Origin of the sequence: Corynebacterium sp. Marseille-P4321 (genome assembly GCF_903645305.1) — a bacterium.
GTDB lineage: Bacteria > Actinomycetota > Actinomycetes > Mycobacteriales > Mycobacteriaceae > Corynebacterium.
Window position 1 is genome coordinate 794,765 of record NZ_CAHJXO010000001.1, and the last position, 24,916, is coordinate 819,680.

Here is a 24,916-nt window from a genome sequence, read left to right on the forward strand (position 1 = left end):
CGGTGCCGTGAAGCCGTAGCGCTAACCGGTGCCGCGGCTTCTGCGTGCCCGGGGAAGGGGCTACCCGTGCAAGGTCAGGCCCCAGTACTGGATCGCCCCGGCGATGGACATGCCACCCGCGAGGGTCTTGTTGTAGTCGCTCACGCGTGAGGAAACGCCGAGCGCCCATGCTCCGGAGTTGTCGTAGGCGAAAATGGCGCCGCCCGAATCTCCTCGGTCGTTGATATTCCGGTAGAAGAACTGGCCGGCCTTATCCACCTCCACGAACACGCCGCACGAGTAGCCGGTGGTGGAGCCGAGCCGACAGATCGCCATGTCACGCCTCGCTGCTTCCTCCGGGGTAATCCAGCCCTGCAGCGGTTCGTTGATGGGAAGCGCTGAGTCGACATACGGCTTCGCCTCGGCGTAGAGCTCGATCAAACCGATGTCGGCGCCGGTGATGTTAGTACTGGAGCCCTCGACGTAGGACTCCACCATTTCGCCGATGCGCAAGGTATTGCCCTGGGAATCCGCGACGTAGAACTGATCACCCACGCGCCCGCAGTGGCCCGCGGTGATGATGAATGCTCGGTCCCCGCGCGAGGCGATGAACCCGGTGGAGCACACCATGTTCTGGTTCGCGTTGTGGATGCGCGCGCCGGGCACGATCTTGCCGGGGGCTTCCAGGAAGCGCCAGTCTTCCCGGTTGTGGTACAAGATGCCGAGGTTGTCGTCGCGGCCTGCGCGGCCAGCGCCGTTGTTGCCCGGGTCGATGCGCTGCGGGTCCACGACCGGGGTGTGCGCTGGCGGAGGTGCTGCGTTGGGGGTGGGGTCGGGGACTACGAAGTTGGAGGCGGGGAAATCGAAACCGTAGACGTCGGCCGTCACTCCGTTAGTGCTGCAACTGAAGGTGAAATCCCCCGAAAACTCAGCGCTTTCCAGGTGGCCTTCAAGCGGGCCTTCGAAGAGATCTCCCGAGATACGGTCCTCGGGCACGTCGTTGGCCCACACCATGACCGAGGTGAAGTCGATGCCCTCCGCGGCGAAACCATCCTCCACTGCGCTTTCGCACGCGTTGGCCACGTCCGCGCGGTTGAGGCTAACGGCGGCAGTGGTGGTTTCCGTGCCCCAGAGATCGACGGTGGTCTCTTCGTTCGCATCTTGCTCCTCAACATCCGACTCGGAGCAGGCGGCGAGCGGCAGGAGCGCGATCAATGTGGCGGCGCGTAGGGCGGGGGAGAACCTCATGTACTGCATACTTACATACTTGACCCAAGTGTGCTGGAAATCACAAGGCTTGAGGCTCAATCGGTGTGGATTGGAGAAAACGCCCCGGGCTGGGGCACAGTTGCACTATGGCTCGCTGGGTGCTGCACATCGACATGGACGCGTTCTACGCGTCGTGCGAGCAGCTCACCCGCCCCACCCTCAAGGGCCGCCCAGTACTCGTCGCGGGTGTCACCGGCCGGGGGGTGGTGGCAGGGGCAAGCTATGAGGCACGCAAGTATGGCGCACGCTCGGCGATGCCCACGCACCGCGCGGCACGGCTCGTCGGCCCGAAAGCCGTGTTGGTCGCGCCGCGCCGGGCGGTGTACTCGGTGGCGTCGCACCGAGTTTTCGAGGTTATCGCCAGGCACGTGGACGTGGTGGAGCAGCTTTCTATCGACGAAGCCTTCATGGAGCCCGCCGAGCTCGTCGGTGCCACCCCTGAGCAGGTCACCGAGTGGGCCAACGACCTGCGCGCCGAAATCCGCAGCGAAACGGGCCTGCCTAGCTCAATCGGGGCGGGCCCGGGCAAGCAGTACGCGAAGATCGGTTCGGGCCGGGCGAAGCCCGACGGGGTGTTCGTCATCCCGCACGAGAGACAGCTTGAGATCTTGCACCCGATGCCGGTCAGCGAGCTGTGGGGCGTGGGACCGGTGACGGAGGCGAAGCTCGCGGCGGCGGGTATTGCCACCATCGGCGACTTGGCGCACTTGAGCGAGAAGGAGTTGGACATCGCGCTTGGCGGAGCGGTGGGCAGGCAGTTGTGGTGGTTGGCGCAGGGTATCGACGACCGCCCGGTCGCTCCCCGCGCCGAAGCAAAGCAGATCTCCTCCGAACACACGTACCCGCAGGATCTGACCACCCCGCCGGAGGTGGACGAGGCCCTAAAACGTGCCGCGGCCGAGTCGCACCGCCGCCTGGTCAAAGACGGCCGCGGCGCACGCACGGTGACGGTGAAGCTGCGGATGGCCGACTTTCGTATTGAGTCGCGCTCCGCGACGCTGCCCTACGCCACGGACGACGACGAAACGCTGCTTGCTACCGCGTTCAAGCTGGTGCGCTACCCGGACGAGGTGGGGCCGATCCGGTTGGTAGGCGTGTCGTACTCCGGCCTGGAGGATTCGCTGCAGGACGTGCTGTTCCCGGAGCTGGACCAGGCGATTGTAAAGCCGCGGCCGGTGTCCACCGACTACGAGACGGGCGTGAGCGATCACGCCGGCGAACCCGAGGTCGAGGTGGTGCGCGAGGGTGAGCCCGCTGGTGCTGCCGGGCGGTGGAGCGCCACGCAGGATGTCTTCCACCCAGACTTCGGCCACGGCTGGGTTCAAGGTGCCGGCAAGGGGTGGGTGACGGTGCGGTTTGAAACGCGGGCGACTGGCCCCGGCAAGATCAAGTCTTTGCGTGCCGATGACCCGCAGCTTACGCCCGCCGATCCGCTGGATTCGCTCGCCTGGGGCGATTGGCTGGGGCGGGAATAGCAGTAAAAACCCCAGCTAGAACAGCGTCTGCGGGGCGACCCCCGACGACAAGGCGGTGGCGAGCGCAATGCGGGCCTGTCCCGCGCGCAAGAACCCGGCCGGAATGGCACCGAGCGCTCCCAGCGTAGAGCCACCGCCAGCGCCGCCGTATTCGAAGGCCACCTCGCCGTTCGGCACCGAGCTGGCCACCACCACCGGTACGCCCGCGCTGAGAAGGCCGGCAATCGCTTCGCCCATCGCGTCGGAGACGTTGCCCGCGCCGAGCGCCTCAACCACCACGCCATCCGGGTTGAGCTGGGCGGCGGCTCGCACGAGCTCGGCGTCGGCGCCCGCCCAGGCGCGGATGATGGGAATACGAAGCGGCGCAAGCGGCGCGGGCTGCACCGCCACGGGCCGCGGCAGGGGGCGCTCACTGGCAAGCGCGAAAGCGTGCAGGTCGGAAGTGTGCACCTTTTGCAGCCCGCGCGCCGGGAGGGTTTCGCCGCCGAAGTGCACGAGCACTCCGGTGCCGCGGCGCAGCCGGTCGGCGGCAACGTCGATCGCCCGGCGGAGGTTCTCGGGCCCGTCCGGGTGCGGGTGGTCCGCTGGGCGCATCGCGCCGGTGAGCACCACGGGCCGCGGATCGTCGTGCACCAGGTCGAGCGCGAGCGCGGTCTCGGCAAGGGAATCGGTGCCGTGGGTGACGACTACGGAAGACACGGAAGCGTCGTCAAGCGCACTGCTTACTAGCCCCCGCAACATGTCGATGTCCCCAAGCCCCACTGACGACGAATCCAACCTCACCGCATCGTAAGTGCGCACCGGCAACCCGCTGCCGCTTGCTGCAACGAGCTCGGCGGCGGTGCGGGTGGGCACAAGCGCGCCGGATGCGTTTTGGGTGCACGCGATGGTGCCGCCGGTGGTGATGACAAGTGTGAATTCGCCCATGGCTTGAGCGTAGTGCCCGTGTGGCAATTGGAGCAGCTGCGTATCGACGGTAACGTGAGCGGGAAGAAGCCGCTTCCCGCGTGCTCAGCCGAAATGTGTAAGGAGATCCCGTGAAAGCCAAGCAACTCGCCGCCGCACTCGCAGTAGTCGGACTCACGTTCGGCGTGAGCGCGTGCTCTGAGGACGAGGCGACGGTGGAGGAGACCACCGCGGCGCCGACCGACGGCCAGGACGCCGCGCCGGCGCAGATGCCCACCGCGGAGGAGCTTAACGCCGTGCTCATGCGCGCTGCGGACCCGAACCTGCCGATCAACGAGCGCGTGCACACCGTCCAGGGCGGCGAGCAGGTGCCGGAGCTCTTCGACAAGATGAGCCAGTCGCAGCAGGAATCCGGCGCGCAGTTCCAGGTGGTTGACCCGGTCCTGCCGGGCTACACCGCGAACTCCGTGCTGGCCACGGTGAGCTTCACGCGCCCGGACGCGGAACAGCAGCTCGCCCAGGACGTCGAATTCGTGCACGAGGACGGTGCCTGGAAGATCTCCCAGAGCTGGGCCTGCTTCCTCATCTCCAACACGTTGCCGGCGGAGGAGGTGCCGGCGATGTGCATGAGCAACACCCCGGCCGAGGCACCCGCGCCTGACGCCCCGGCCAACCCGGAGGTGCCGGCGCCAGCCCCGGGCGGCGAGGTACCGATGGAGGCTCCGGTGGAGGAGCAGTTCCAGGAGGCTCCGGCGCTCTAGTCGCCGTAGCGCACGGCGCGGGTGATGTCTTGGACCACCCGCGCTTGTTCATTTCCGCCCGAGTACACCAGGCGGGTGGTCGCGGCCACCTGTCCGCTGGCGGGCAGCGGCTGGCGCAGGTTCACCACAACTCGCCCTTCGGAGGTGGTTGAGGTGGATTCCACCTCAACGTCGCTGCCGTCGAGCTCGCCCGCGACGTCGTTGTCGATGGTCACACTGCTTTGCGACGGGTTCTCATCCACGTCCACCCCCAGCGTGACCGCGTCGCCTTCGATGCCTTCCACGGTGTAGGTGGTCGTGCGCACCATCGTCTTGTCGCCGGCCACGCGGTTTTTTACCGTCCACGTGCCTCCGACGCCCACCGGGTCTTCCGGGAAGATGACGTTGGTGGTTACCAGCGACAGCAGCGCGGGTTCCACGAGCTGCAGTCCGCGCGGGGCAGCCTCCGGGGGAGCGAGCAGCTGCAGGGTGGAAATCTCGCCGCGGTCGTCCGCGCGCCAGCGCATGAGGAAGCCTTCCGCGCTGGCCACGTCCTGGCCGATGTTTAGGTCCGTGTGCTTGCCGGAGCCGACGGTGAAGTCGATCTCGCGGCTTGCTTCCTGCTCATCGCCCTCGGGTGCTGGGGCGGGTTTAGCGACGATGTCGAGCGGCAGCGTGGTGGTGTTCACGTCGCCGCCCGCCGGTGCGTTCTCGTTTACCTCCACGCCCGCTTCCGCGGTGGCTTGGTCGATGCCAGCGGAAATGGCGACCGTGGTCTGCGTTGCATCCTTGCCGTCAGCGTTGCTGTCTGCGTGGTCTGAGTACCGCAGTACCTGCGGGTTTTCGCCCTCGGCGAGGAGCTCCACATCCGCGGCGTCGACGGGGAAAACCGGGATGCCTTCGAATGGGTCAGGCTCGCTCGAGCAGGCGGCAAGTGGTGCGCAAAGCCCCGCGAGCAGCGCGGCGGTGAGAACCCGGTGGCGTGCAGTGGTGCCTTTCAAACTGAACATTGTTCTAAACCTACCCACCCCGGCTACAGTTGGTGCGCAATGGATCAGGCAGACACAAAGCGGAAAACCCCGCGCTATCTCGGCGCGGTGGTGGCCGTCATGCTCATCGTCGCAGCATTAGACCAGGCCGTAAAGCAGCTCATGGTCACCTGGCTCGAGCCGGGGCAGGCCGTGCCGGTCATCGGCGACTGGTTCCGCTTCTACCTGCTGTTCAACCCAGGGGCGGCGTTTTCCATGGGGCAGAACTCCACGTGGCTGTTTACCACTATCCAGCTGGTGTTTGTCATCGGTGCGCTGTGGTTCGGCCCGCGGATGGACACCCGCTTTGAGGCTCTAGGTCTGGCGCTGATCGCTGGCGGTGCGCTGGGCAACCTCATTGACAGGCTGTTCCGCGACCCGGGCTTTTGGTTCGGCCACGTGGTGGATTACATCTCGGTGGGTAACTTCGCGGTGTTCAACTTGGCTGACGCGGCGATCACGGTTGGCGTGGTGGTGTTCGTCATTGCCACCTTCATCGGGGAGGGTGCCCGTGAGCGGTGAGTTTCGGGCCCTGCCGGTTCCGGAGGGGCTAGAGGGAATGCGTGTGGACGCCGCGATTGCGAAGCTGTTCGGCGTCTCCCGCGCCGTCGCTGCGGAGATGGCCGCATCGGGCAGTGTGCTTGTCGACGGAGCTCCCGCTGGCAAGTCCGACCGCGTGCCCGCGGGGGTGATGCTTGAGGCCACGCTGCCCGAGCCGAAGCGTGCCCCGGAACCCTCCCGCGAGATCGTGGACGGGTTGGACGTCTTGTACCAGGACGAGGACCTAATCGTGGTGGACAAGCCTGTCGGCGTGGCTGCCCACCCCACGCTCGGGTGGGAGGGCCCCGATGTGGTCGGCGGGCTGCAGGCGATGGGCATCCAGCTGCCTGATGCTGGTCCCCCGGAGCGCAAAGGCATCGTGCAGCGCCTCGACGTGGGCACCTCCGGCGCCATGGTGGTTGCGTTAAGCGTGCCGGCGTACTCGGTGCTCAAGCGGGCGTTCAAAGAACGCGCGGTGGACAAGACGTATCACGCGATGGTGCAGGGGCTGCCGGACCCGATCGTGGGCACAATCGACGCCCCGATTGGCCGCCACCCGTCCTCAGGGTGGAAGTTCGCGGTCACCGCCGACGGACGCCCGAGTATCACGCACTACGAAGTCATCGAGGCGTTTCGGCGTGCGAGCCTTTTGGAAGTGCACTTGGAAACCGGCCGTACCCACCAGATCAGGGTGCACATGTCCTCTGTGGGGCATCCGTGCGTGGGCGACCCGATGTACGGCTGCGACCCGAACCTCGCGCGCGAGCTGGGGCTCGTCCGCCAGTGGCTGCACGCCACTGGGCTCGGGTTCGTCCACCCGCGCACCGGCAAATACATGGAGGTTACCTCGCCGTATCCGGACGATTTGGCTGTCGCGCTTGAGCGCGTGCGCAATGCGTAAACTGCTCGGCACTGTCGGTGCCGTCGCCGCGCTCGCGGCCGCGGTCGGCGCGTGCTGGGCTATAGGTACGGCTCACCCCGTGCCGGATCCGACCCCGCGTGGCGACCAGCTGGGCATGGAGGACGGAGAGACCCGGGACGAATACGTCGCCCGCGCGAATGCTTCGATCGGGGAGGATCTCGCGGACGCTTCCGCGTACGCGCTCGTCTCCTTTCAGCAACCGGTTGCGGCGGAGGAGGCGGCGCGTGTGGTTGAGGGGGTGGAAAGGGTAAACGCTGTCGTGGCAAAGCAACATGCCCCTGTTGCCGTTCCGGAGCCAGTGGCCGGAGCCACCCGCGCCGACGTGTTCGCGCGTGCCGTTGGGGACGACATCGCGGCGCTAGTGGTTCGCGACAGCAGCGAGGTGCTGCGCGCAGTGGCACAAAACCCGGGCGTGCTTGCCGTCGAGGCGCTGCCGCCGGACGCGGTGTGGGGCGCGTTCGGAGTGCGCGAAGTGCGCTAGCGCGGGGTGTATAGTTTGGCAGAGTTCAAAAACCGCACTGGACGCGAGGAGACCTCTTGGCTACCCACAACCGACGCAACCGCAGCCGTTTCACGCACGCGGGGCTCGCATTGGCGATGGCATCGGCCCTCGCCCTGTCTGCCTGCGGCTTTGGCGGCGGAGGGGGAGCCGATAACGCCGAGGGCGACGGGCTGAACCCGGGCGACTACACGGTTGCCGCCGCCGACGGAGTTTCGAACAGTGTGGTGGTGACCGGCAACATCGAGCCGGTGCGACAAGTCAACATCACCTCCGCTCTGCAGTCCGAGGTGGAAAAAGTTTCGGTCAAGGCTGGCGACCGCGTGCGCGCCGAGCAGTTCCTGGCCTCCCTGAACACGGATCAACTAGAGCGCCAGCTGGAAATCCAGCAGAAGCAGCAGGCAAACGCGCAAGCCGACGCCATGGCTGCGGTGGAGCAGGCACAGGCGCAGTTGGATGCGTACCAGGCCAGCATCAATAACGGCACCCACCCGGGTATTCGCGCCGCGCAGGCCCAGGTAAACCAGGCCCAGGCCGCGTACAACGCCGTCGCGGGCGCGAACGGTGGCGCACGCGTGGTGTCCCAGGGCATCGCGGCAGTGGAGCGCGCAGTGGGCGACGCTTCCTCCGTAGTCCGCGGCGGTACGCAGGGCACCGCCGGTGCGCCGGGTCGCGCGTTGACGCCACCGGCGCCGCCGGTTGTGCCGTCACCGGGTGCCCCGGGTGCAGTCCCTGGCGCTGGCGCCGCTCCTGGCGCTCCCGGTGCAGTTCCTGGGGCTGGCGCGGGCGTGAATCCGAACGACATCGCGGCGCAGCTGGGCGGCGGCACTGGCGTTGGTGCGGGTGCTGGCGCAGGTTTGAGCGCCGAAGAAGCGTATGCGGCGCTGCAGGAAGCGCGCGCGGACCTCGAGGTCGCGCGCACCCAGGCGGCGCAAGAACGCGACCAGCTCCAGGCGCAGGTGAACTCCGCATGGCGCCAGGCCGAGGCGGCGCAGCTTACCGAGGGTGATGGCACCCTGGAGTACCAGGTGCAGGAATCCACCATTTACGCGCCGATCTCTGGTCTTGTGACGAGCGTGGACGTGCGTGAGGGTGACATTCCGCAGGGTAAGCTGCTCTCCATCGCGGACGATTCGCGGTTGATGATCCGCACCGACGTCCGCGAGGTCGACGTGCCGAACATCTCCGAGGGAGACAAGGTGAAGTTCACCTCCACTGCCACGGGCAAGAAGGAATTCACCGGGCGAGTGGTGCGCATCGCTCCTGCCGCGGGCAACGGCGGCGGCGCTGTAGCGGCGCAGAACCCGGCCATGGCGATGGGTGGCGGCGGCGAAGGCGGCTCGTCCACAGTGACATTCCCCGTGGAGATCGAGGTGACCGGCGACAAGGAAGGCCTGCTGCTGGGCGGCAGCGTGCGCGCCGAGATCATCACCGAGGAGGCCGCGGGCGCGATCAGCGTGCCGGTGGACGCGGTGTACGAAAACGAAGACGGCGAGAAGACGGTGCTGGTGCTCGCCACAGACTCCGACGACGCGACCTCGGGCACAGTAGAGGAGCGCTCTGTGAAAACGGGCGCGGCCAATGACGTGGATATCGCGGTAACGGGCGGCGAGCTGAAGGCCGGCGACATTGTGATCAACTGGCCGGACGAGTACCAGGGCCGCATCGGCGAGCACGTGGACATCACGGACCCGAACTTCGACCCGGCGGCCGTGCGCGAAGCACGCGAGAAGAAGCAGCCCACCACGGCGACGGTAACGGTAACGAGCACCCGCCGCGCCACTGAGGCGCAGTAGGGAAGCCGCGGTGAGCACACCTTTTTCCCGGTGGCGGAAGAAACCGCGCCACGGTGCAGACGACAGCGTTGAGCGGGCTGAGCAGTTCGAACACGCCGACGACAACGGAAACGACCCGTTTTTCTTCGGCGAGGAGGATGACGACTGGGACGACGGATGGGTGAACACTGATGCGTTGCCCCAAGTAGACGCACCGGTAGGCAATGAGGGCGCCAAGGACCCGAGCAAAGGCGTGCCCATTGCCGCGCCCGCGCCGCACAACCCGTACGCGCAGCAGCAGGCGCCAGCTCCGAAAGCCAAGAAGCCACGGAAGGTTACGGCCGGGGCGGGGCGAGCTTTAGACGTCGATAAGCAAACTGCTCCCTCGACCATGGGTAATACCGGGCTGCTCATTGACATGCGCGACATTGTGAAGACCTATAACGAGGGCGAGCCGAGCGAGCTGACGGTACTGCACGGCATTGACTTCCATGCGGATCAGGGCGAGTTTGTATCCATTGTCGGACCTTCCGGCTGCGGTAAATCGACGCTGATGAACCTCATCGGCATGCTGGACCGACCCACCGGCGGCGCGTACGCGTTCAACGGCGAGCCCGTCTACGCGAAAGAAGACAAGGAGCTGGCGGCATACCGTAGCCAGAACATCGGCTTCATTTTCCAGAACTTCAACCTGGTGGGGCGCATCGACGCGCTACAGAACGTGGCCATGCCCATGATGTACGCGGGTGTGGGCAAAGCCGAGCGCGAGGAACGCGCGGCCGATTTGCTCACCCGCATGGGCATGGGCGATCGCCTCCACCACAACCCAAACGAACTCTCCGGCGGTCAGAAGCAGCGCGTGGCGATTGCACGCAGCCTGGCGAACGACCCGGACCTTTTGCTTGCCGACGAGCCCACGGGCGCCCTGGACTCCAAGACCGGGCGCATGGTGATGGATCTTTTCCACGAGCTGAACAGCGACCTGGGTAAGGCGATCGTGTTCATTACCCACAACCCGGAGCTTGCCGAGGAAACCGGCCGCGTGGTGGAGATGATGGACGGGCGCATCGACAACGTGCGCGTGCCGGGGAAGGGGCAGTAGGTGAATATTCGCGAATCGCTGCGGCTGGCCGTATCCAGCCTGAACACGAACAAGCTGCGCTCGCTGCTGACCCTTCTGGGCATCATCATCGGCATCATGGCCGTGATCATCATCATGACGCTCGGCCGTGCTCTGGAAAACGACGTGATGGGCGGGCTGGAGGAAGCCGGTACCACAACGTACCCCGTGTACATCCACGAGGTGCCGGAAGAGAGCGACGACGTGGACCCGGAGGACCCCTTCGGCGCGTTCACCATGGCACCGCCGACGAACGAGCGCGACGCGATGACGCTCGATGAGCTGCAAGAACTGGATCGGTTCTTCGGCGAGAGGGTTACTGGCGTGGACCTCGAATACTCCCTCGAGGGCGAGGCCAAGGTCGGCGACAAGACGACCTCCACCGGCATCAACCCGGTTCTGGCGGGCTCGCTGGATATGCGCGGGCTTGAGGTGGAGTACGGCCGTGGCATCACGCAGGACATGATCGACGGTGCCCGCCCGGTCGCGGTGGCGTCGCCCACACTGGTCGAGGCGCTTTTCGACGGCGACGCTGTATCCGCCCTCGGTGAGAGAGTAGACGTGGAAGCTGACGGGCAGACCGGAGTGTTCACCATCGTCGGCGTGGCGCAGGAAGCCGACCAGAATCCCATGTTCGGGCAGATGTCGTACGCGGACATCTACATCCCCGCTACGGCCGCGGACCGGGTGGGTGCGGACGTGAGCTGGACTGCGTCGTTTAGCGTGCGCTCTGCGCCGACGGAGGACCCGGAGGTGTTCCGCGCGGACCTGCAGGAGTACCTGGACCGCCAGTACCGCGGCAACGACGCCTACACCGCGGAGGTCTTCGACATCGCCGCCTCGCTGGAGGAGCTGACCGCCATTTTCCGCACCATGTCGGTGGTGCTGTCCGCGATCGGTGGCATCTCGCTGCTCGTCGGCGGCATCGGCGTGATGAACATCATGCTGATCACGGTCACCGAGCGCACCCGGGAGATCGGTGTGCGTAAGGCGCTCGGCGCGACGCAGAACGACATCCGCATGCAGTTCATCATTGAGGCGATGATGGTGTGCCTCATCGGCGGCATCATCGGCGTGGTGCTCGGCGGAGCGATCGGCATGATTGCCTCGTCGGCCCTATTGTCGCTGACCTGGCCGCCGTTGTCCGCGGTGCTGTTTTCGCTTCTGTTCTCGCTGGCAATCGGCGTGTTCTTCGGCGCGTACCCGGCGTCGAAGGCCGCGAAGATGCAGCCCATCGACGCGCTGCGCTACGAGTAAGACCGAGTTACGCCGAATTACAATGGGGGATTTTTCGGCGTCGCCGGGCAGTCTAAGATGACCGGCATGGCCAAAAATTCCTCCTTCGTCCACCTGCACAACCACACCGAGTTTTCCATGCTGGACGGCATGGCGAAGGTGGACATGCTGGCCGATGAGGTGGTGCGCCAAGGCATGCCGGCGGTGGGCATGACGGACCACGGCAACATGTTCGGCTCCAACGCGTTTTATCGGCGCATGGTGGACGCGGGCGTGAAGCCGATTATCGGCATTGAGGCGTACATGGCTCCGGAGAGCCGCTTCAACAAAAAGCGCGTGCTGTGGGGCACCCCGGACCAGAAATCCGACGACGTTTCGGCCTCCGGTGCGTACCTGCACCAGACCATGCTGGCGGAGAACGCCACCGGTCTTCACAACCTGTTTAAGCTTTCGTCGCTCGCGTCCTACGAGGGCCAGCTGGGCAAGTGGCCGCGCATGGACGCGGAGCTGGTGGCGGAGCACGCCGACGGTATCATTGCCACCACCGGCTGCCCATCCGGCGACGTGCAGACGCGCCTGCGCCTGGGCCAGTACGACGCGGCGCTTGAGGCCGCGGCGATGTGGCAGGACATCTACGGACGCGACAACTACTTCCTCGAGCTGATGGACCACGGCTTGCACATCGAACGCCGGGTGCGCGAGGACCTGCTGCGCATCGGCAAGACGCTTGACCTTCCGCCGCTGGTGACAAACGACTGCCACTACGTGCTCGAATCCCAGGCACCCGCACACGAGGCGATGCTGTGCGTGCAGACCGGCAAGACGCTGCTGGACCCGGACCGATTCAAATTCGACGGTTCCGGCTACTACATCAAGTCCGCAGAGCAGATGCGTGAGCTATGGGATTCGACCGTGCCGGACGGTTGCGACAACACGCTGTGGATCGCGGAGCGCGTCGGCGACTACGGCGAGTTGTGGGAAGAGCACCCGCACGACCGCATGCCGATTGCTGATGTGCCGGAGGGGCACACGCCGACCTCTTGGCTGCGCGAAGAGGTCATGCGCGGCCTGCGAGACCGCTTCGACGGCGCCGAGGTGCCGCAGGACTACATCGAGCGGGCGAACTACGAGATCGACGTTATCGACATGAAGGGCTACCCGTCCTACTTCCTCATCGTCGCCGAGTTGATTAAGCACGCCCGCGAGATTGGCATCCGTGTCGGCCCCGGTCGTGGTTCCGCCGCTGGTTCCTTGGTGGCGTACGCGCTGACCATCACAAACATCGACCCGATGGAACACGGCCTGCTTTTCGAGCGATTCTTGAACCCGGAGCGCCCGAGTGCGCCCGATATTGATATCGACTTCGACGATCGCCGCCGCGGCGAGATGATCACCTACGCCGCTGAGCGCTGGGGCGAGGACAAGATCGCCCAGGTGATCACGTTCGGTACGGTGAAGACGAAGCAGGCGATTAAAGACTCGGCGAAGGTGAACTTCGGCCAGCCCGGCTTCCAGATGGCCGACCGGATCAACGGTGCGCTTCCGCCGGCGATCATGGCGAAGGACATTCCGCTGGCCGGTATCACCGACCCGGAGCACGCCCGCTACGCCGAAGCCGCGGAGGTGCGATCGCTCATCGAGACGGACCCGGACGTTGCGAAGATCTACGAAACCGCCCGGGGGCTCGAAGGCGTAGTTCGCCAGGCCGGCGTGCACGCGTGTGCGGTGATTATGGCGTCTGTGCCGCTGATGGAGCACATTCCGATGTGGAAGCGCCCGGCCGACGGCGCGATTATCACCGGCTGGGACTACCCAGCATGCGAGGCTATCGGCCTGCTAAAGATGGACTTTTTGGGCCTGCGTAACCTCACGGTGCTCGGCGACGCGTTGGAGAACGTGAAGAAGAACCGTGGCGAGGCCATTGACTTGGAGGCGCTGACCACCGACAACCAGGCTGTGTACGAGCTGTTGTCGCGCGGCGACACGCTCGGCGTGTTCCAGCTCGATTCCGGCGGCATGCAGGAGCTGCTCAAGCGCATGAAACCGACGGGGTTCAACGATATTGTCGCCTCCTTGGCGCTGTACCGCCCGGGCCCGATGGGTGTCAACGCCCACTGGGACTACGCCGATCGCAAGAACGGGCGCAAACCGATCACCCCGATCCACCCGGAGCTGGAGGAACCGCTCAAAGAGATCCTGGACGAGACGTACGGCCTGATCGTCTACCAGGAGCAGATCATGAACATCTCCCAGAAGGTGGCGAACTACACGGCCGGCCAGGCCGACGGCTTCCGCAAGGCCATGGGTAAGAAGAAGCCGGAGGTGCTGGCGAAGGAGTACGAGACGTTCTCCGCCGGCATGTTTGAAAACGGCTACTCCAAAGACGCGGTGGACGCGTTGTGGGGCACCATCGAGCCGTTCGCGTCCTACGCGTTCAACAAGTCCCACGCGGCCGGCTATGCGCTTGTGTCTTATTGGACGGCGTACATGAAGGCGAACTACACCGCCGAGTACATGGCCGCGCTGTTGACGTCGGTGGGTGACAAGAAGGACAAGTCCGCCATCTACCTCGCCGACTGCCGCCACCTTGGTATCAGCGTGCTGCAGCCGGATATTAACGAATCCGAGGAGAACTTCATGGCTGTCGGCGAAGACATCCGCTACGGTCTCGCCGCAGTTCGCAACGTGGGTGTGGAAGTGGTCGAATCGATCAAGGAGACCCGCCGCACGAAGGGCGAGTTCACGAGCTTTTCGGACTACTTAGACAAGATTGACCTCGCGGCCTGCAACAAGCGCATCACGGAATCGTTGATCAAGGCGGGCGCGTTCGACTTACTCGGCCACCCGCGCAAGGGCCTGATGCTCATCCAGGAAGACGCGGTGGATTCCGTGCTGTCCACAAAGAAGGCTGCGGACAAGGGCCAATTCGACCTCTTCGCCGGGTTCGGCGGCGGCGAAGCGTCGGAAAGCTCGATGTTCGCTATCGACGTGCCGGACGACGAGTGGGACCGCAAGCACAAGCTCGCCCTCGAGCGCGAAATGCTCGGCCTGTACGTCTCCGGCCACCCGCTCGACGGCTTCGAGGAAGCCATCGACGCGCAGACCGACACGCAGCTGACCACGATCCTGTCCGGCGAGCTGCGCAACGGTGCGGAGGTGACCATCGGCGGGCTGATTTCGAGCGTGGACCGGCGCTTCTCCAAGAAGGACGGCTCGCCGTGGGCGATCGTGACGGTGGAGGACCACCACGGCGCGCAGGTGGACGTGCTGCTGTTCAACAAGGTCTACGCGCTGGTCGCGCCGCAGATCGTGGAGGACAACATCATCCTGGTCAAGGCTCACGTGTCGATCCGGGATGAGCGGATGAGCCTGTTCGGCGACGACGTCAAGGTACCGGAACTCGGCCCCGGAAACGGTGCCGGGCTGCCGCTGCGGCTGACCATGCGCACAGACCAGTGCACCATCGACAACATTGCAAAACTCAAAGGGGTGCTGGTGAACAACCCCGGTGATTCGGACGTGTACTTGAACCTGGTCAACGGGGATCACAGCCAACTCATGGTGTTGGGCGACCACCTGCGGGTGAACCGCTCCGCGAGTTTGATGGGGGATCTGAAGGCGACGCTCGGCGCCGGCATCTTGGGGTAGCGGCAACGAGAAAGCCCGCCCCCGAAAAAAGGGGGGCGGGCAGAGTTTTCGTCCGTCCGGTCAGGAGGCGGCGCGTCAACCCTTAGCGGGGCATCATGTCGCGAACCATCTTCTTCAGGCCCGGCACCTTGCCGATGAGCGTAGCCAGCGCGGCGATGATCGTGCCGATGGCGGTGACGGCGATACCGACCTTGCCGATAACCTCGAGGATCTCGGCCTCATTCTCGACCGGCGCCAGCCAAGCCGGGGGGGCGTAGGTGGTGGTAGCCGGGGTGAGCTTGTTGTTCTCCTTCTTGCCCTCGGGCATCTGCTTCTCGACGGTGGCGGTGACCGTTACCGTGGCAGTCTTCTCCGCCGGCTTCTCAGCCTCCGGGGAGGGGGCCGGCTCGCCGGTCTTCTCTGCCGGCTTCTCGGCCTGCGAAGCGGGGGCCGGCTCGGAGACGTTGCTGTTGGTGGTCGGGGTCTCAGCGGCGAGGGCGGTGCCTGCGAATGCGCCGGTGAGGATTGCGCCTGCGGCGAAACCAGCGGCGATGTTACGGATCTTCACGATTGCTCCTAATAGACGGTGAAATGTGCGGGGCTTAGAACGGCAGGGGCACGTGAGCCAGGCCCAGGCCGAAATTCTGGTTGAGCAGGTCAACGATCTTGTTGATACCGCTCGGGTTAGACAGCACGATCATGCTGGTGGTCAGCAGCGCGGCCAAAATGCCAGTCATGGTTCCAACAAAGGCAGCACTGGACGAGAGCGACCCAGCGGAGGATCCACTGCTATTGCCGTCCTGCTTCCCCTCGGTCTTCGATGCTTCATCCTGAGTGCCCTCATCCTCAGCGGACGGGGTATCAACGAGGTCGCTTTCGACGCTGACGTTGGGAGTGTGCGTATCCTTGGCGTCAGCTTCCACAGCGATAGCCGGGGCAGCGACCAGGGACAGCGCGGTAGCGACAGCCACCGTAGCAGCGGAAATGCGCTTCATGAAACCTATGCTCCTTGTAGAAATGTCCTCTGAACGACGTCGCTGTCGGCGGAAAGCACGATGCGACACCCCGAAGAACCTAGCAGGTTCGCGGTGAAAAATATAGTTCTATTGCTCTTCCACTCGGGGTGTTGGATGCTGGCCGTCACTTGAACGTGCGCATTTTGTTATACGCCCTAAAGGTTTTTCGCGGGTGACGTGGAGATGAAGGGTTGGTAAACGTGTGGGGGCTCGTGCTGCGGGGTATAGAATCTCGCACCATGGCCAACACCCCGAGCGCAACCCCCGCAGACGTCGTCCATGCCGCCGATATTCAGATGGCGCAATCGCGTATTTCCCACGTGATTACCCCGACGCCGCTGCAGTACTGCCCACGCTTGTCCCAGCAGTACGGGGTGGAGGTGTACCTCAAGCGCGAGGACTTGCAAGACGTGCGCTCCTACAAGATCCGGGGTGCGTACTACGGCATCTCGAAGCTGGATGACACGCATCGCGAAGCTGGGGTGGTGGCGGCGTCGGCGGGCAACCACGCCCAGGGCGTGGCGTACGCGTGCCGCGCGATGGGGATCGAGGGCAAGATTTTCGTGCCGAAGCCCACACCGAAGCAGAAGCGCGACCGCATCCGCGTGCACGGCGGTGACGCCATCGAGCTTGTGGTTACGGGCAATACTTTCGACGAAGCCGCGCAGGCAGCCCGCGAGGATGCCCAGGCTCGCGGCGCGACCGTGATTGAGCCGTTCAACTCCTGGGACACTATTACGGGGCAGGGGACCGTGGCCGCGGAGATCCTTAGCCAGCTGGCCAGCATGGGCAAGGCTCCGGAAACCATCATGGTGCCCGTGGGCGGCGCGGGCCTGCTTGCCGGTGTGTTGTCGTATGTTGCGGACATGTCACCCGCCACGCGCGTGGTGGGGGTGGAGCCTGCTGGCGCCGCCTCCCTGGCGGCTGCGCGCGAAGCCGGCGAGCCGGTCACGCTGCGCACCATCGATCCGTTCGTCGACGGTGCCGCCGTGAAGCGCGTCGGGGACGTGCCCTTCCAGGTGGTTCAGTCGCACGCAGATCGCACGCAGTTACTCATCGCCGACGAAGGTGCGGTGTGCACCGAGATGTTAGGCCTGTACCAAAACGAGGGCATCATCGCCGAGCCCGCCGGCGCGCTTTCGGTCGCGGGGCTCGAGGACACCGATCTCGCGCCTGGTTCGACGGTGGTGTGCATCATCTCCGGCGGCAACAACGACGTGCTGCGCTACGCCGAGGTAATGGAGCGCTCCCTGGTACACCGCGGTGTGAAGCACTACTTCCTGGTGAACTTCCCCCAGGAGGCGGGCCAGCTGCGCCACTTCCTCACCGACATCCTCGGGGAAGAGGACGACATTGTGCTGTTCGAATACCTGAAGAAGAACAACCGCGAGACCGGCGCGGCGCTCGTGGGTCTCGAGCTCGCCCGCGCCGAGGACTTGGCGCCGCTGCTCGAGCGGATGGACGCCTCGCCGATCGAGTGCCGCCAGCTAGAGCCGGGTACACCGGAGTACGAATACATCGTCAACGGCTAGAACGGCCAGCGTGGGACACGCGCTCGGCGTCACCGGCGCAGCAGCGCAAACCCCCACGGCTCGAGCACGCTCTCGCCCGCGTCAACGCGTGGGGAGCCGAAGGAGTACACGAGCTCCCCACCGGCAGGCACCGTCACTTCAGAATTTGAGAAGTTCGCGGCGAGGACGTGTTCACGGTCGGCGATGGTGAGCCACTGCGCGCCGTGCGAAACCTCGATGTCTCGCAGGTCGCCCCGGGCGATGGCGTGGGTGGGGCGAAGCGCGATGAGGGACCGGTAGGCGTCGTAAAGCTTCTGCTCCTGCCCCCGCGCAGGCCAGTCCAGCTTCGCTTGGTCAAACGTCGCCTCGTCCGCAGGATCCAACATCTCCTCGGGCCACCCTTCGGCGGCGAACCAGCCGGCGCGCCCTTGAACGGCGTCGCGCTCGGCGCGCTCATCGGAGTGCGAGATGAAAAACGGGAACGGGGTGCGCGCGCCGAACTCCTCGCCCATGAACAGCATCGGGGTAAACGGCCCAAGCAGCACAATCGCGGCTTTCAGCGCGAGTTGGGCAGGGCTTAAGCTTTGCGACGGCCTGTCGCCGCGCGGACGATTGCCCGTCTCGTCGTGATTCGTGGTGTACACCACCATCTGCCAGGGTGCGACCCGGCTGAAGTCGAGCGGGCGGCCGTGGCTGCAGCCGTAAAACTCGGAGTAACCGCCGCGGAAGAAAAATCCGTGCTGCAACACGTCGGCGAGCTCCGCAACACCGCCGTAGTCCACGTGGTGGCCGTGGCGCTCCCCGGTGATGAGCGCGTGCATGGCGTGGTTGAGATCGAAAAGCCACTGGCCGTCAAGCCCGTAGCCGCCGTGGGCGCGCGGGGTGACAATGCGCGGGTCGTCCTGCGTGGACTCGCCGATGATGGTGCGCGGCACCCCGGTTTCGGCAGCGATCTCGTCGGCAACAGCTCGGATGTCTTCCATGATGGAGTACGCGCGCCGGTCGTCGTAGGCCTGCACCGCGTCCAGGCGCAGCCCGTCGACGTGGAACTCGCCCAGCCACTGGCGCACCGCGTCCAGTATGAGCGCGCGCACTGCGTCGGAGCCCCAGCCGGAGATGTTCACGGCGTCGCCCCAGCCCGTGGCACTCGGGGTGGTGTAGGGGCCATAGGCGTAGGTGTAGTTGCCTTCGGGGCCGAAGTGGTTGTACACCACGTCGAGAAGCACCGCGATGCCCTTCGCGTGAGCGGCGTCCACCAGACGCTTCAGCCCTTCGGGCCCGCCGTAGGCTTCGTGCACCGCGTGCCACGCCACCCCGTCGTAGCCCCAGTTTCGCGCGCCGGGAAACGGCTGGACCGGCATGAGCTCGATAGTGTTCACGCCAAGTTCCGCCAGGTAGTCCAGTTTCGACTCGACGCCCGCGAAGGTGCCTTCCGGAGTGAACGTGCCCACGTGCAGTTCGTACTGGATCTGGTCTTTCAGCTCGATGCCGGGCCACGACTGGTCGGTCCAGGCGGTGTCGCGGGCGTAGACCTCGCTTTCACCATGCACGCCATCGGGCTGGAAGCGCGAGCGTGGGTCGGGCAGCGGCTTGGACCACGTGGAGCCGTCGAAAAGCGAAAACGCGTAGCGCTGCCCATCCACCGGCACGATGTCGCTTGCCCACCACCCGCGCTCGGTGGCGCGCATCGGGTGCCGCTCACCGCGGGTGAGAAGTTCGACCTGAGCTGCGTTTGGGGCCCACACTTCGAATCGCTCCATGCGCCCCAACGTACAGTGGGCAAGCGATGGACACTCCGTACGAACTTCCCGCCGCCTCCGCGCGCCACGAAATTGAGATCAAGCGCTCCCGCTTCATCTGCATCGTCGAGAAGGCGCGCAGCGAGGATGAGGCGCGTGCCGTTATCCAGGCCGCGCGCGAGGAGTTCCCCGACGCGCGCCACCACTGTTCCGCCTTCATCGTCCACGTGGAAGGCGCACAGCCCATCGAGCGCTCCTCCGACGACGGGGAGCCCTCCGGCACGGCAGGAAAACCGATGCTGGAGGTACTCAAAGGCTCAGGGCTTCACGACGTCGTCGCCGTCGTCGTGCGCTACTTCGGCGGAGTGAAACTGGGCACCGGCGGCCTGGTGAGCGCGTATACGAATTCGGTGTCGGAGACCCTCGATGGCTTGCCGCGCGCAGTGCGTACACCGCGAGCGCTGGCCACCGTCGCGCTGCCGCACGCAGACGCCGGGCGCATTGAGGCAGAGCTGCGCAACGCCGGAGTAGACGTGGTGGACGTTGAGTACGGCCAACAGGCGATCTACACGCTTGCTTTCGAACCTGGGGCGCGCGCCCGCATCGACGAGCTCGTCGCCGCCGCCACCGCCGGAAGCGCCGAAACCCGCGACGCCGGGCACCGGTGGGTTGAGACCCGCCTGGGGCGCTAAACTTTTAAACCATGACGATCCAGCCCCGCCCGAATAACCCCATCGAGCAGCGCAAGGCCGCCGTGCGCAAGTACTCCCGCAACGCCGCCCTCTGGGCCGGCGGCGGCGTGGTCGGGGGCATCGCCTTCGGCTTGATCTTCAGCTCCTGGGCCGTGCTCATCCTGGGCTTCGTGGTGGCTGTCGCAGGTGGCGTGACGAACTGGAACAAGGTCCAGCGCATCGTCAACCACAAAGACGAGTACTAAACCGGAGCAGCATATGACTGAGCCCACCGGCAAAGCGGTGCGCATCGACGTCTGGCTGTGGGCGGTGCGCATCTTCAAAACGCGCAGCCAATCCGCAGAGGCGGTACGCGCAGGCCACGTGAAGCTCAACGACAAGACGGTCAAACCCTCCGCTCAGGTGGTGCCCGGCGACGAGGTGAAGGTGTGGAAAGACCACCGCAACATGATCCTCGAGGTCACCGCCACGGTGCCGAAGCGTGTTGGAGCCCCGGTGGCGCGCAAGTGCTACATAGATTTCTCCCCGCCGCCGCCGTCAATCGACGTGCTGCTCACCATGCCGCAGCGCGACCGGGGCGCGGGAAGGCCCACGAAGAAGGAGCGGCGCGAAACCGACCGTCTGCTCGGGCGGCGCCGCTAGCCGGTCTCGCTAGCTGGTACCGCGCAGCGTTGCGAGGCGCGCTTCCAGGCGCTTGCGGCGCAGCTGCGGACGGTTGCCGGAGTCCCAAGTGCGCTCGATGTGCTCGGTGCCGTAGCGGTTGAGCAAGAGATCGTCGATAAGCCTGACTTGCCCCGGCACGAACGCGTACTCCAGGGTGTTCGAAACCGCCTCGATGTCCGCCGGGTTGGTCAACTCGGCGAGCTCCGAGACAACCTCGATGCCGTGCGCGCGCAACAGTTCCGTAAGAAAGCGGTAGTCGCTCGCGCGAGCCAGCGGGAAGCTGGAGCCGAGCAGCACGGTGAGGATGCCGGGCAGGGTCTCCGGCGACAGCTCCGCGTCCACATCCGTGTCGATGTGCTGGTTCGGGTCCGCCAGGCTGGCGATTTGGTCGAACTGCTGGTCCGCCAGCTCGATTAGGCCCGCGGCGAGCGTAAACGCGCGGTCGGCGCGCGGGTCGAGCGCTTCGTGGCCCGCGCGTTTGTAGCGGATGTCGTGCTCGAACTCCGCCCAAGCGTGCTGCAGCACGGTGCGGATCTGCACCTCGAACACCGTGCCCACGTACTCCTCCAGGCCCTCGGAGTGTTCCACCACGCGCACCACCATGTGGTGGGAGCCGTAGCCGAAACCGCCGGCCACACGCGTTTCCTCCGCTTTGTCCACGCTGCGCAACACCTCGAATTGGTCGGCCAGCAAGCGCTGCACTGCGGGGATTTCGGTGGAGTGCAACACGCTGATGCGCGCGCCGATGATATCGCGGATGTCGTGCCACGGGTCCGGGTACACCAGTGAGCCGTCGGCGTTGGTCTTGCGGGCCTTCTCTTTGAGGCTGGTCCAGGATTTCACCCGCACGTCGACGCGGTCGAACTTCACGCCAGCGTCGCGCATGAGTTCGTGCAGCATGTGGCGCAGCGTCGTGGAGACGTCGGGGTGGGCATCCACCCACGCAAAATAGGTCGAACCGAGGCGGGCGATCGTGTCGTCCGCCTCTTTATTCCTTCGGCTGCGTGCGTTCATAACGGCCCGACAGTGTAGCGCGTTAGGCGCGCACGAGTAGCACCGCGGGAAGTTTATGCATGAGCTTATCGACGTCTACCTGGCCGCCATACCGCCTTTCCGTGAGACAGTCGACCCATTCGCCCTCCGGCAGGCGCACCGTGGTGCCGCGCCATCCGCCGCCGCGTTCGAGCGCCAGCGGCTCCCGAACGGCTAGGGCGATGACCTCTACCGTGTCCGCGTCATCTGCGCCGGCAGTTCGCGCCATGCCGATTACGTGGCGGGCGGCGGTGCCCTCTGCAAAGACGGCCTGGTAGCCGCCTTCGAGGAAGAGCTCCGGGCGCTCGCGCCGCAGCGTGAGTGCCTCACGGACGATGTGCTGTTTAGCACTGTCAGCGTCGGCGAACGCGTCGCCCGCGAGCGCCTCACGGCGGGCCGCGTAATCCACGAAGCGCCGGTTATCCGGGTCCACCAGGGAGAAATCCAAGAATTCGGTGCCTTGGTAGGTGTCCGGGATGCCGGGGCCCACAAGCTGCAGCAGCTTGCGGCCCAGGGACACCACCACGCCGCCGCGGTCGAGTGCGCGCGCGAACTCTGCGAGCGCTGCGGTGGCCGGGCCGTCTGCGAGGTGCGCGATCCATTTCGTAACCTCGGCCTCGTACTCCAGGTCGTTGTCGTACCAGCTGGTGTGCATATCCGCCTCGCGTACCGCCTTCACCGCGTACGCCTGGAGGCGCGCAACGAAGTCTTGGGTGACCTCGCCGTTGCGCGGCCAGGCGCCCAGCACGTTCTGGATCAGGAAATGACCGGTGGCGGGGTCCGGCGGCGGGGTGAGCGCGAAGACGTCGCTGACAAGCTGCGCGAACTCGCCGGGTAGCTCCGCGATCTCGATCATCCGGGCGCGGGTGTCTTCGCTGCGCTTCGTGTCGTGGGTGGACAGGGTGGTCATCGCGTGCGGCCAGAGGCGGGCGCGCTCGTCCTGCAGGAGGTGGAACTCCGCCGGGCTCACGCCAAGGCGCCCGGGTGCCCCGCCGACTTCCTGCAGCGCCACAAGACGCGATGCCATGTAGAAGAGCGTGTCCTCTACGCCCTTCGCCATTACCGCGCCGCAGACCTGGGCGAAGCGGTGCGCGGCCTCCCCGCCGGCTGAGAGCGCGGCCGCGACGAGGTCGAGCGCGGCCGGGTTGAACGCGAGCGGGCTTGCCGCCATCTCGGCGATGAGCGTGGCCGTGACACGCGACAGCGAGCGGTAGTCGGCGCGGTACACCGGCATGCGCGCCACGAGCTCCACCAGCACCTCGGTGAGGTCCGCGTCGCTCACTTTCAAGCCGGCGGTGGAGAGGTTGTCGCGGCGCACCGCACGCGCCAGGCGGCGAACCTCGGCGGCGAGCTCGTCTTCGGCCACGCGGGCTTTGAGCATCCACTCCGACACCTTAATTGCGTGCTCGTCCCAAATGGAGCCGCTGTAGCGGTAGGCCGTCTCGGCTAGCTGCGCGGGGGCGCTTGCGTCCACAAAGACACCGTCGAACTCGCGTAACGCGTCGTAACCGGTTGTGCCGTCGATGTCCAGGCGAGGGTCCAGCGGCTCGTCCACCGCGAGGATTTTTTCCACGATGAGCCAGCACTCAGGCCCGATAAGTTCGCGCAGTTGCGTGAGGTAGCCGAACGGGTCGGTGAGACCGTCTGGGTGGTCGACGCGGACGCCGTCGATAAGCTGCTCGCGCACAAGCTGCGCCAACCCCTCATGCGTAGCGGCGAACACCTCCGGGTCTTCCTGCCGCACCCCGGCGAGCCCGTTGACGGAGAAGAAGCGCCGGTAGGAGATGACCCCGTCGCGCCAGTACATCAGCCGGTACGCCTGGCGTTCGTGCACCGCCACCGGGTCGTCGTCCAAACCGGAGTAGGAGCCTGGTGCAAGCGGGAAGTAATGCCCGAAGTAGGCCAGCACATCTTCGCCCTCCGGGGCGTGACCCGGCGGGAACTCGTCTGCCTTCAAGTGCACTAGCTGAAGCTGTGTGGCATCTTCTGGCGAGCCGAGCACCGGCAACCCGAGCTTGCCGCCCGCGCCGTTGTCCTCGTGCCAGTCGACGTCGAAGTAACTCGCATACTGCGATTTTTGGCCATGTTTGAGCACGTCCCACCACCAGCGGTTGTTGCGCGGCACCTCCACGCCAAGGTGGTTCGGCACGATGTCTACCACCAGACCCATGCCAGCCTCATGCGCGGCGCGCGCAAGCAGACGCAGCCCGTCGATCCCGCCGAGCTCCGGATTGACCAGGGTGGGGTCGGTGACGTCGTAGTTGTGGTTCGATTCCCGCGCGGAAGCGAACACGGGGGAGAGGTAGATGTGAGACACCCCCATATCGCGCAGGTACGGAACCAAGTCGGCGGCTTGGGCGAACCCGAACTCGCGCCCCTGCGGGTCCGCGTGGGGTCCGCGCAGCTGCAGCCGGTAGGTCGAGGTAATGGGGCGGCGCATCAATCGCTCCTTATAAGTGTAGGAAGTGGGCTCGTGGTGCAACCCCTCTCACACTAGCTACGCAGCGAGTGGTGCAGCAGCGGGAAGCCCACCGAGTACGTCATCACCGCGGCGTTTGGCAGCAACTGCGCAACAGAGTCGGCGGGCGCGTCGAACACAAATAGCTCCTTGTCGTCGCGCGTGGCGTACATGAGGTCGTGCTCTGGGTGCATCACCGCCTCGAAGTGGCGGTGCAGCAAGGTAAACGTGCGCGGGTGCGCGAGCCAGGAGGCCGCAGGGCAACCGTGCCCGTCCACCTCGAAACCCGGTGGGTGGCCCTCTATCCCGAGCGCGACGGCAGGGCTTCGCACCATGAACTCCACACCAGCGGCGCAGTACGCCCGGGGCTCAAGTTGTGCGGCAGCGGCGTTCCACGCCTGGTGCGCGGTCATCCCGGCTGCGCCGATGCCCTGGTGGGTCAGCCCCTGGAACCCGCCGCTGTCAAAGACACACACCAGGCCAGGGGACAGATTGATGTACGCGGTGGACGAACCGAAACCGGGCGTAAGCCACGTCCGAGGTGCGTCCGCGCCCGTTTCGCGCCGGGCGAGGCGAGGGGTAAGAGCGAGTTGGGTCAGTGGGGACGAAGGTGCTGAAGTGCGTTGCGCGAGAAGAGTCATGGGAATTAGACGCAGCGCACCCACCCCCGGTTCCATCGACAATTATTT

Annotated in this window: 22 protein-coding genes; 13 read left to right on the forward strand and 9 right to left on the reverse strand. The window is 65.7% G+C overall.

Going from position 1 to position 24,916, the window contains the following annotated elements:
• Window positions 1–60 precede the first annotated feature (60 nt).
• Window positions 61–1,227, reverse strand: coding sequence for a hypothetical protein (locus tag HWX32_RS03540; protein WP_175934729.1), 1,167 nt, complete (start codon window positions 1,225–1,227; stop codon window positions 61–63).
• Between the two features lie 107 nt (window positions 1,228–1,334).
• Here HWX32_RS03540 and HWX32_RS03545 point away from each other — a divergent pair, with 107 nt between their 5' ends.
• The gene (locus HWX32_RS03545) at window positions 1,335–2,723 is read left to right on the forward strand and encodes a DNA polymerase IV (protein WP_175934730.1); all 1,389 of its coding nucleotides are present in this window, start codon (window positions 1,335–1,337) and stop codon (window positions 2,721–2,723) included.
• 15 nt (window positions 2,724–2,738) lie between these two features.
• Here HWX32_RS03545 and HWX32_RS03550 read toward each other — a convergent pair whose 3' ends face one another.
• Complete coding sequence (locus tag HWX32_RS03550; protein WP_175934731.1) at window positions 2,739–3,650, reverse strand: asparaginase; 912 nt, start codon at window positions 3,648–3,650, stop codon at window positions 2,739–2,741.
• A gap of 110 nt (window positions 3,651–3,760) precedes the next feature.
• Between HWX32_RS03550 and HWX32_RS03555 the strand changes: the two genes are divergently transcribed.
• Window positions 3,761–4,390, forward strand: coding sequence for a hypothetical protein (locus tag HWX32_RS03555; protein WP_175934732.1), 630 nt, complete (start codon window positions 3,761–3,763; stop codon window positions 4,388–4,390).
• On the opposite strand, the gene HWX32_RS03560 is transcribed toward HWX32_RS03555, so the two are convergent.
• Complete coding sequence (locus HWX32_RS03560; RefSeq protein ID WP_175934733.1) at window positions 4,387–5,379, reverse strand: DUF6263 family protein; 993 nt, start codon at window positions 5,377–5,379, stop codon at window positions 4,387–4,389. The genes HWX32_RS03555 and HWX32_RS03560 overlap by 4 nt on opposite strands.
• Window positions 5,380–5,418: 39 nt before the next feature.
• Between HWX32_RS03560 and lspA the strand changes: the two genes are divergently transcribed.
• The 7 genes from lspA (at window position 5,419) to dnaE (ending at window position 15,137) form a co-directional block, all read left to right on the forward strand.
• Window positions 5,419–5,919, forward strand: coding sequence for a signal peptidase II (lspA, locus tag HWX32_RS03565; protein ID WP_075469332.1), 501 nt, complete (start codon window positions 5,419–5,421; stop codon window positions 5,917–5,919).
• Complete coding sequence (locus HWX32_RS03570) at window positions 5,909–6,838, forward strand: RluA family pseudouridine synthase (protein WP_242648337.1); 930 nt, start codon at window positions 5,909–5,911, stop codon at window positions 6,836–6,838. The genes lspA and HWX32_RS03570 overlap by 11 nt, the downstream gene beginning before the upstream one ends.
• Complete coding sequence (locus tag HWX32_RS03575) at window positions 6,831–7,340, forward strand: hypothetical protein (protein ID WP_175934734.1); 510 nt, start codon at window positions 6,831–6,833, stop codon at window positions 7,338–7,340. Before HWX32_RS03570 ends, HWX32_RS03575 begins: the two co-directional genes overlap by 8 nt.
• 56 nt (window positions 7,341–7,396) lie before the next feature.
• Window positions 7,397–9,154: an efflux RND transporter periplasmic adaptor subunit gene (locus tag HWX32_RS03580; protein ID WP_175934735.1), complete on the forward strand. Its 1,758-nt coding sequence runs from the start codon at window positions 7,397–7,399 to the stop codon at window positions 9,152–9,154.
• A gap of 370 nt (window positions 9,155–9,524) precedes the next feature.
• Complete coding sequence (locus HWX32_RS03585) at window positions 9,525–10,235, forward strand: ABC transporter ATP-binding protein (protein WP_075469402.1); 711 nt, start codon at window positions 9,525–9,527, stop codon at window positions 10,233–10,235.
• On the forward strand, window positions 10,236–11,510 hold the full coding sequence (locus HWX32_RS03590) for an ABC transporter permease (protein WP_175934736.1): 1,275 nt from the start codon (window positions 10,236–10,238) through the stop codon (window positions 11,508–11,510).
• Between the two features lie 66 nt (window positions 11,511–11,576).
• Window positions 11,577–15,137, forward strand: a complete 3,561-nt coding sequence (gene dnaE, locus HWX32_RS03595; RefSeq protein WP_175934737.1) for a DNA polymerase III subunit alpha — start codon at window positions 11,577–11,579, stop codon at window positions 15,135–15,137.
• 82 nt (window positions 15,138–15,219) lie between these two features.
• Here dnaE and HWX32_RS03600 read toward each other — a convergent pair whose 3' ends face one another.
• On the reverse strand, window positions 15,220–15,684 hold the full coding sequence (locus HWX32_RS03600; protein ID WP_075469338.1) for a hypothetical protein: 465 nt from the start codon (window positions 15,682–15,684) through the stop codon (window positions 15,220–15,222).
• A gap of 34 nt (window positions 15,685–15,718) precedes the next feature.
• Window positions 15,719–16,111, reverse strand: a complete 393-nt coding sequence (locus tag HWX32_RS03605; RefSeq protein ID WP_175934738.1) for a hypothetical protein — start codon at window positions 16,109–16,111, stop codon at window positions 15,719–15,721.
• Window positions 16,112–16,371: 260 nt separating this feature from the next.
• Here HWX32_RS03605 and ilvA point away from each other — a divergent pair, with 260 nt between their 5' ends.
• Window positions 16,372–17,664: a threonine ammonia-lyase IlvA gene (gene ilvA, locus HWX32_RS03610; protein ID WP_175934739.1), complete on the forward strand. Its 1,293-nt coding sequence runs from the start codon at window positions 16,372–16,374 to the stop codon at window positions 17,662–17,664.
• Between the two features lie 29 nt (window positions 17,665–17,693).
• Here the strand turns inward: ilvA and treZ are convergent, their stop codons facing one another.
• Window positions 17,694–19,403 (reverse strand): malto-oligosyltrehalose trehalohydrolase, encoded by a 1,710-nt coding sequence (treZ, locus tag HWX32_RS03615; protein WP_175934740.1) that lies wholly within the window; start codon window positions 19,401–19,403, stop codon window positions 17,694–17,696.
• A gap of 26 nt (window positions 19,404–19,429) precedes the next feature.
• On the opposite strand from treZ, the gene HWX32_RS03620 reads away from it, so the two are divergent.
• From HWX32_RS03620 to HWX32_RS03630, 3 genes are read left to right on the forward strand one after another with little or no spacing between them, the layout of a single operon-like run.
• Complete coding sequence (locus HWX32_RS03620) at window positions 19,430–20,074, forward strand: YigZ family protein (protein WP_075469342.1); 645 nt, start codon at window positions 19,430–19,432, stop codon at window positions 20,072–20,074.
• Window positions 20,075–20,085: 11 nt separating this feature from the next.
• On the forward strand, window positions 20,086–20,319 hold the full coding sequence (locus HWX32_RS03625) for a hypothetical protein (protein ID WP_075469343.1): 234 nt from the start codon (window positions 20,086–20,088) through the stop codon (window positions 20,317–20,319).
• Window positions 20,320–20,332: 13 nt separating this feature from the next.
• Window positions 20,333–20,716 (forward strand): RNA-binding S4 domain-containing protein, encoded by a 384-nt coding sequence (locus HWX32_RS03630; protein ID WP_075469344.1) that lies wholly within the window; start codon window positions 20,333–20,335, stop codon window positions 20,714–20,716.
• Window positions 20,717–20,725: 9 nt separating this feature from the next.
• On the opposite strand, the gene HWX32_RS03635 is transcribed toward HWX32_RS03630, so the two are convergent.
• From HWX32_RS03635 to HWX32_RS03645, 3 genes are read right to left on the reverse strand one after another with little or no spacing between them, the layout of a single operon-like run.
• Complete coding sequence (locus tag HWX32_RS03635) at window positions 20,726–21,751, reverse strand: GTP pyrophosphokinase family protein (RefSeq protein ID WP_175934741.1); 1,026 nt, start codon at window positions 21,749–21,751, stop codon at window positions 20,726–20,728.
• A gap of 22 nt (window positions 21,752–21,773) precedes the next feature.
• On the reverse strand, window positions 21,774–24,209 hold the full coding sequence (gene treY, locus HWX32_RS03640) for a malto-oligosyltrehalose synthase (protein ID WP_175934742.1): 2,436 nt from the start codon (window positions 24,207–24,209) through the stop codon (window positions 21,774–21,776).
• A 53-nt stretch (window positions 24,210–24,262) separates the two neighbouring features.
• Window positions 24,263–24,703, reverse strand: a complete 441-nt coding sequence (locus HWX32_RS03645; protein WP_175934743.1) for a hypothetical protein — start codon at window positions 24,701–24,703, stop codon at window positions 24,263–24,265.
• Window positions 24,704–24,916: the final 213 nt, after the last annotated feature.

Bases quoted from the DNA above. Each gene is read 5' to 3' on its own strand.
- treY (WP_175934742.1), bottom strand. From the start codon at position 24,209: ATGCGCCGCCCCATTACCTCGACCTACCGGCTGCAGCTGCGCGGACCC.
- HWX32_RS03575 (WP_175934734.1), top strand. From the start codon at position 6,831: ATGCGTAAACTGCTCGGCACTGTCGGTGCCGTCGCCGCGCTCGCGGCC.
- HWX32_RS03605 (WP_175934738.1), bottom strand. From the start codon at position 16,111: ATGAAGCGCATTTCCGCTGCTACGGTGGCTGTCGCTACCGCGCTGTCC.
- HWX32_RS03635 (WP_175934741.1), bottom strand. From the start codon at position 21,751: ATGAACGCACGCAGCCGAAGGAATAAAGAGGCGGACGACACGATCGCC.
- ilvA (WP_175934739.1), top strand. From the start codon at position 16,372: ATGGCCAACACCCCGAGCGCAACCCCCGCAGACGTCGTCCATGCCGCC.
- HWX32_RS03630 (WP_075469344.1), top strand. From the start codon at position 20,333: ATGACTGAGCCCACCGGCAAAGCGGTGCGCATCGACGTCTGGCTGTGG.
- HWX32_RS03585 (WP_075469402.1), top strand. From the start codon at position 9,525: ATGGGTAATACCGGGCTGCTCATTGACATGCGCGACATTGTGAAGACC.
- treZ (WP_175934740.1), bottom strand. From the start codon at position 19,403: ATGGAGCGATTCGAAGTGTGGGCCCCAAACGCAGCTCAGGTCGAACTT.
- dnaE (WP_175934737.1), top strand. From the start codon at position 11,577: ATGGCCAAAAATTCCTCCTTCGTCCACCTGCACAACCACACCGAGTTT.
- HWX32_RS03620 (WP_075469342.1), top strand. From the start codon at position 19,430: ATGGACACTCCGTACGAACTTCCCGCCGCCTCCGCGCGCCACGAAATT.
- lspA (WP_075469332.1), top strand. From the start codon at position 5,419: ATGGATCAGGCAGACACAAAGCGGAAAACCCCGCGCTATCTCGGCGCG.
- HWX32_RS03625 (WP_075469343.1), top strand. From the start codon at position 20,086: ATGACGATCCAGCCCCGCCCGAATAACCCCATCGAGCAGCGCAAGGCC.
- HWX32_RS03540 (WP_175934729.1), bottom strand. From the start codon at position 1,227: ATGAGGTTCTCCCCCGCCCTACGCGCCGCCACATTGATCGCGCTCCTG.
- HWX32_RS03545 (WP_175934730.1), top strand. From the start codon at position 1,335: ATGGCTCGCTGGGTGCTGCACATCGACATGGACGCGTTCTACGCGTCG.
- HWX32_RS03560 (WP_175934733.1), bottom strand. From the start codon at position 5,379: ATGTTCAGTTTGAAAGGCACCACTGCACGCCACCGGGTTCTCACCGCC.
- HWX32_RS03550 (WP_175934731.1), bottom strand. From the start codon at position 3,650: ATGGGCGAATTCACACTTGTCATCACCACCGGCGGCACCATCGCGTGC.